Source organism: Bombilactobacillus mellifer (assembly GCF_000970795.1).
Lineage (GTDB): Bacteria > Bacillota > Bacilli > Lactobacillales > Lactobacillaceae > Bombilactobacillus > Bombilactobacillus mellifer.
This window is the reverse complement of sequence record NZ_KQ034028.1, coordinates 769,546-775,623: the sequence shown is the minus strand read 5'-3', so window position 1 is coordinate 775,623 and position 6,078 is coordinate 769,546. Positions and strand designations below refer to the sequence as shown.

Sequence of the window (6,078 nt, the reverse complement as noted above, 5' to 3'; positions counted from 1 at the left end):
TTTACGGTAAAACCAAACCTGTGGTAAATCTACAGGCTTATTGTTATTATCTACTGTATAATTAATAAATTTTTGTTTTAAAATGATGTATTGCCCAGTGGAAGACTTTTCTAATTTAGACAAAACACGCAGTCGACATTGACGCGAAACATTATCTATAGTTAATATGGGTGTGCTGTCAAATTGGAAAAGAATAGTATTAGAATCTTGGGAATCCTTAATTACATAGGAATGGTTAGCCGGATTGACCTGATGGTCCAAATTGTACTGACTTTGTGTTCCATATACATCTGGAGTGGGATCAGTTCCCACCCACAAATTACTAACTTTGCGCCAACCAGTAATACCAGAACCAGCAAACATGGTATCAATTATTGAACTTTCAGACTCATCTATGATCCGAAAATTTGGAATTGCATACATTAGTGCTGTATCAGTCAAAAGGGGATTAGAACTACTATCCTGGGGTGCAGTACTATCGTTATTCAACATGTATTGTAAGTGTAACTTATTGCCTAGGTCAATCTCACCAGATGGATGCATGATATAGTTACGCCAGATGCCGATTACAACTTGATCCTTGCGTAATGTATCCGGTGATTGAATATTTAATACTAACTGTGTTCCGGCACCGTTAGTTTTCATTACGGACGTCTCGGTTAAACGAATACTTAAATTTTGGGTTGCAGGATTATAATCTAATTGTGCTAAATCTGTTCCTTGCAATTTGGAACTGGAATCGATGTTAATATTACTTTTCGTTAAAGTACTCAAATCACTAGCAGTCAAGTCCGGTAAATTAATATCACTACCGGTCAAACTGTCACCGGGCACCAAGTGCACGCTTAATGGATTATTTACATTTACACCGGAGTCTAAATCTTTTAGTTGATATTCGCGATAACTGGGATTAGTAGGCTCTGGTGGATTGTCATTAGGCAAATCTTTAAAATCATCATCATCATTATCATAGACTGCTGCATTTTTATCATCAGATTGGCGCAAAAGGTCCTGCCCCAAGAAGGGGAAGGACGCCTTACTGAATTGATCACTAAAAGGCGCAGTATTATTTACACTTGAACGTGCCTGAAGTACCAGCGGGCTGCTGGTTAGACTGCTGATAAAAGCGATAATGAATATCAGAGATTGAAACCAGCTGAGATGAAACAAGTTTTTGATTTTATTTTTCATAAATATTGCCTCATTATTTAAACAACACCTTACATACCAAATATTAACATAAGTTGAAACTATAGTTAAATACGGATGATTGTATTTTTGAAAACCAAATTTAAAATTATTTATATAGAAAATTATGGTTTAGAACCAGTAGTTCTAGTAAGTAAAGTTATTCATAATAACTGTGATTTAGATTGAATATGTTGTGTCTTTTGACAATATTTATTAACTATTTTAGTGTTTTTTTAAATAGACTAATTATCGCTTATGAAATAACTACTTTCTAGATGAAGTCTCAAAACTTATAGTCTGTGTATTTCCCATTGGTAGATCGTCATAGTCAATAGTATTTGGATATAAATTTTTAAAAAATCAGTTGAGATTATTGCAGTTAATATCAAAAAAGCGTTGTTTTTGAGCCAACGCTTTTTTGAATCTATTTCAACGCTTAAGCTAGTACGCGTTTACTAAACTCCAAGTGACTGTGCTACGATAGGTTGCCTGGGGATGCTTTAAGCTACTAGGCGGTAATAATAACGGCCCACTCACTTGTTTTGTAGGAGCCTTACTACTATCCCACCAAACCTTCTGAAAACTAGTAGTTGTGGTATTGCCTTGTGTCTCTGAAGCACTAGCGGCTAAATCTGCATAGCTGCTCACCTCTTTCGGGATTGTATTGATTGGCACAGGATTATTTGGTAATACGGAATCCTTACTCGGTTTGCGATAATACAACAGTCCCTCCAAAGAGTCATTTTTGTCTAACTGATTATCCTCAGTAACTCGATAAAATGGGTCAGCTGACATGCGTAATTTCCAAAAAGGTGGATCAATGGTATCGTTTGTAATCTGTAAATCACCAGTTTGGGTGACAATATTATAATATGTCGGCTTAGGTAGCAGCATGATTTTGCCAAAATCCAGTTTTGGCACTTGGGTAATTGCTATGCTGCCTGCTTTTTCATACTTAATGTTAATTTCTTGCAGATCGGTAGTAACTGCCCCACTTAAATCAGTTTGGTTTGGTGATAATTTATAATAAGTCCCCTTGAATAAAATCTTCGTTGGTGCATAATCCGTGTTGTTCAGATCATAAGTTTCCCCTTTGGATTTCAAGAAATAATTAGGATCCTTTATATTTTGAGTCCCACATATATAATTGATTGGCACTTTAACATTGGGCAATACCTTAATTTCCACAATGTTTGATTGGTATCCTTGATCATCAATACCGTAAATATAAATGGAATGTCCTTGACTGTTTGGAGAATTTAAAGTCTTTAAATCATCTTCATCAGTAATTTGTAGATTATCAAATTTAGCCCAACTAGTCAGTTCGTGTTCGTTAATTTGAACTTGACCTAAAGGCTTTCGTTGCGTATTTGAACTAGGTATTGTAGGATCATCAATCAAATAATATAAATTAACATAATTAACTTGTTTATTAGTGCTATTTACCGTACCACTCAATTTCACTGGTGGCATATCTTCCCCCTTATCGGTATCATGACAATATGTTAATGGTCCTTCTTTTGTTCTAATAGTTGGCGCTAGCGCTGCACTAGAGCTCGTATCAAAACCAATAGTGGGTGAAGACTGCCCAAAAGCTAGAGCTCCAATCTTGTTCTGAGACCATGTCATTTGAATGCCCGAATCCACACCAGTGAGAGCTGTCTCATCCGGTTTGTGACCTTCCTTACGTTGACCGATAAAATCATCAATATCTCTATTGAAGTAATCTGCCTGCCAACCATCCGGTCCACCAGGAATATCAAAAAGAAAATCTAGTCTATAAGCTTCTCCAGTATTTTTAAAATACAATCCCCGTGGAATGCCGTCTGCATTTAATTCCCGATAATATATAGGAACATGATCGTGTCCATTTAACATAGTATCATATTTACGGTAAAACCAAACCGGTGGTAAATTCACAGGCTTATTATTACTATTTACTGTATAATTAATAAATTTTTGTTTTAAAACAACATATTGTCCGGTGGAAGATTTTTCCGATTTAGACAAGACACGCAGCCGCCACGTTTGGTACTTGATTGTGGGTGCGCTGTCAAATTGAAAAAGAATAGTATTAGGATCTTGGGGATCCTTAATCACATAGCAATGGTTGGCTGGATTGACTAAGCTCCGTGAATAAGAATCAGATATATCCTTACCAGTTCCCACGTAAAAATGATGGCTGCCATTAGAAGTAATATTATTACCGTAATACATGGTATCAATTATTTTGCTTTGAGACTCATCTCTGATTCGAAAATTGGGAACAAACCTTGTGGGTATTGTATCAGTAGCAGTATCAGTCGTGGAACTATCGTTATTCAACATGTATTGTAAGTGTAACTTATTTCCCAGATCAATCTCACCATATGGATGCATAATATAATTACGCCAGATACCGATTACGACTTGATCCTTGCGCAAACTATCCGGTGATTGAATATTTAATACTAATTGTGTTCCGGCACCGTTAGTTTTCATTAGGGCCGTGTCGGTTAAACTAATATTTAAATCTTGTGTTGCAGAATTATAATCTAGTTGCGCTAAATCTGTTCCTTGCAATTTAGAACTGGAATCGATGTTAATATTACTTTTCGTTAAAGTACTCAAGTCACTAGCAGTTAAATTGGGTAAATTAATGTTACTACCGGTCAAACTTTTACCAGGCACCAAGTGCACAACCAAATCTTTTGTCGATAAAGTAGGTAGTTGATATTCGCGATAACTGGGATTAGTAGGCTCTGGCGGATTGTCATTAGGTAAATTTTTAAAATCATCATCATCGTTATCATAGACTGCTGCATTTTTATCATCAGATTGGCGCAAAAGATCTTGCCCCAAGAGTGGGAAGGACGCCTTACTGAATTGATCACTCAAACGCGCAGTATTATTCACACTCGAACGTGCCTGAAGTACTAGCGGACTGCTGGTTAGACTGCTGATAAAAGCGATAATGAATATTAAAGATTGGAACCAGCTGAGATGAAACAAGTTTTTAGTCTTATTTTTCATAAATATTGCCTCATTATTTAAACAACACCTTACATATCAAATATTAACATAAGTTGAAACTATAGTGAAATACGGATGATTGTGTTTTTGAAAACCAAATTTAAAATTATTTATATAGGAAATTATGGTTTAGAACCAGTAGTTCTAGTAAGTAAAGTTATTCATAATAACCGTGATTTAGATTGAATATATTGTGTCTTTTGACAATATTTATTAACTATTTTAGTGTTTTTTTAAATAGACTAATCATCGCTTATGAAATAACTACTTTCTAGATCAAGTCTCAAAACTTATAGTCTGTGTATTTCCCATTGGTAGATCGTCATAGTCAATAGTATTTTGATATAAATTTTCAAAAAATCAGTTGAGATTATTGCAGTTAATATCAAAAAAGCGTTGGTTTTGAACCAACGCTTAATTCGGTACATTATCTAAAGTCCAAGTGACTGTGCTATGATAAGTTCCCATGGGGTGGGAGAAGGGATTAGGCGGTAATAATAACGGCCCATTCACTTGTTTTGGAGGATTATTCTTATCCCACCAAACCTTCCGAAAATTAGTAGTCGTGGTATTGCCGTTTGTCACTGAGGCACTAGCTACATCTACAGAGTTGCTCACCTCTTTCGGTTCTGTATTGATTGGCACAGGATTATTTGGTAATACGGAATCTTTATTCGGTTTGCGATAATACAACAGTCCGTCCAAAGAGTCTGCTTTGCCTAACCGATTAGTTTCAGAACCTTGAGAAAATGGGACAGCTGACATTGATAACTTCCAGGCAATTGAACCCGTAGTTTTAATCTGTAAATCATCAGTTTGGGTGACAATATTATAATATTTCGGCTTAGGTGGCAGTGTAATGGTGTCAAAATCCAGTTTCGGCACTTGGGTAATAGCCATACTGCCTACTTCTTCATACTTAATGTTAATTTCTTGCAGATCGGTAGTAACTGTCCCACTTAAATTAGTTTGGTTTGGTGATAATTTATAATGAATTCCATTGGAAACAATACTATTGGGTGCATAATCCGTGTCGTTCAGATTATACGAATCCCCTTCGGCTTTCAAGATATAATTATCACCCTTTATATTTTGAGTCCCACATATATAATGGATTGGCACTTTAACATTGGGCAATACCTTAATTTCCACAATGTTTGATTGATATCCTTGATCATCAATACCGTAAATATAAATGGAATGTCCTTGACTGCTTGGAGAATTTAAAGTCTTTAAATCATCTTCATCAGTAATTTGTAGATTATCAAATTTAGCCCAGCTAGTCAGTTCGTGTTCACTAATTTGAACTTGAGTCAAATACTTTCGCTGCGTATCTGCAGTAGGTATTGTAGGATTATCAATCAAATAGTATAACTTAACATAATTAACTTTTTTATTAGTGCTATTGACTGAACCACTCAATTTCACTGGTGGCAAATCTTCCCCTTTATCAACATCGTAACAATATTTTAATTTTTCCTTATCTGATCTAATAGTTGGTGCTGTTGCTGCACCAGAACTCGTTTCAAAACCAATGGTGGGGGAAGACTGCCCAAAATTTAGAGCTCCTATCTTGTTCTTAGACCATGTCATACCAATCATTGAATCATAATCTTCTTCTGAACGAGCTGCATGATCCGGATCATGATTCTCGTTAGGCTTTGTAGGTGTGCGCTGACCAAGAAAATCAGTCATGTCACGATTGTAGACAAGCGCAGACCAACCATCCGGTCCATTAGGTATATCAAAAAGAAAATCTAAACGGTAAGGAGTACTATCAGAATTTTTAAAATATAATCCCCGTGGAATCTTTGCCGCATTCCATTCCCGAAAATATATAGGAACATGATCTTGGCCATTTAACATAGTATCATA

General features: G+C 35.8%; 3 protein-coding genes. All 3 read right to left on the bottom strand.

The genetic code is table 11. The annotated features are described in order from the left end of the window. The coding region (locus JG30_RS09055; protein ID WP_046316288.1) for a hypothetical protein at window positions 1-1,191 on the bottom strand (1,191 nt) is incomplete at its 3' end. Between the two features lie 441 nt (window positions 1,192-1,632). Beyond that, complete coding sequence (locus JG30_RS03805; protein ID WP_046316287.1) at window positions 1,633-4,203, bottom strand: hypothetical protein; 2,571 nt, start codon at window positions 4,201-4,203, stop codon at window positions 1,633-1,635. A gap of 414 nt (window positions 4,204-4,617) precedes the next feature. Further along, a partial coding sequence (locus tag JG30_RS03800; RefSeq protein ID WP_179854022.1) for a hypothetical protein occupies window positions 4,618-6,078 on the bottom strand: 1,461 nt, incomplete at its 5' end.

Excerpts from the sequence above, each read along its gene's own strand:
- JG30_RS03805 (WP_046316287.1), bottom strand. The coding sequence starts at position 4,203 with ATGAAAAATAAGACTAAAAACTTGTTTCATCTCAGCTGGTTCCAATCT.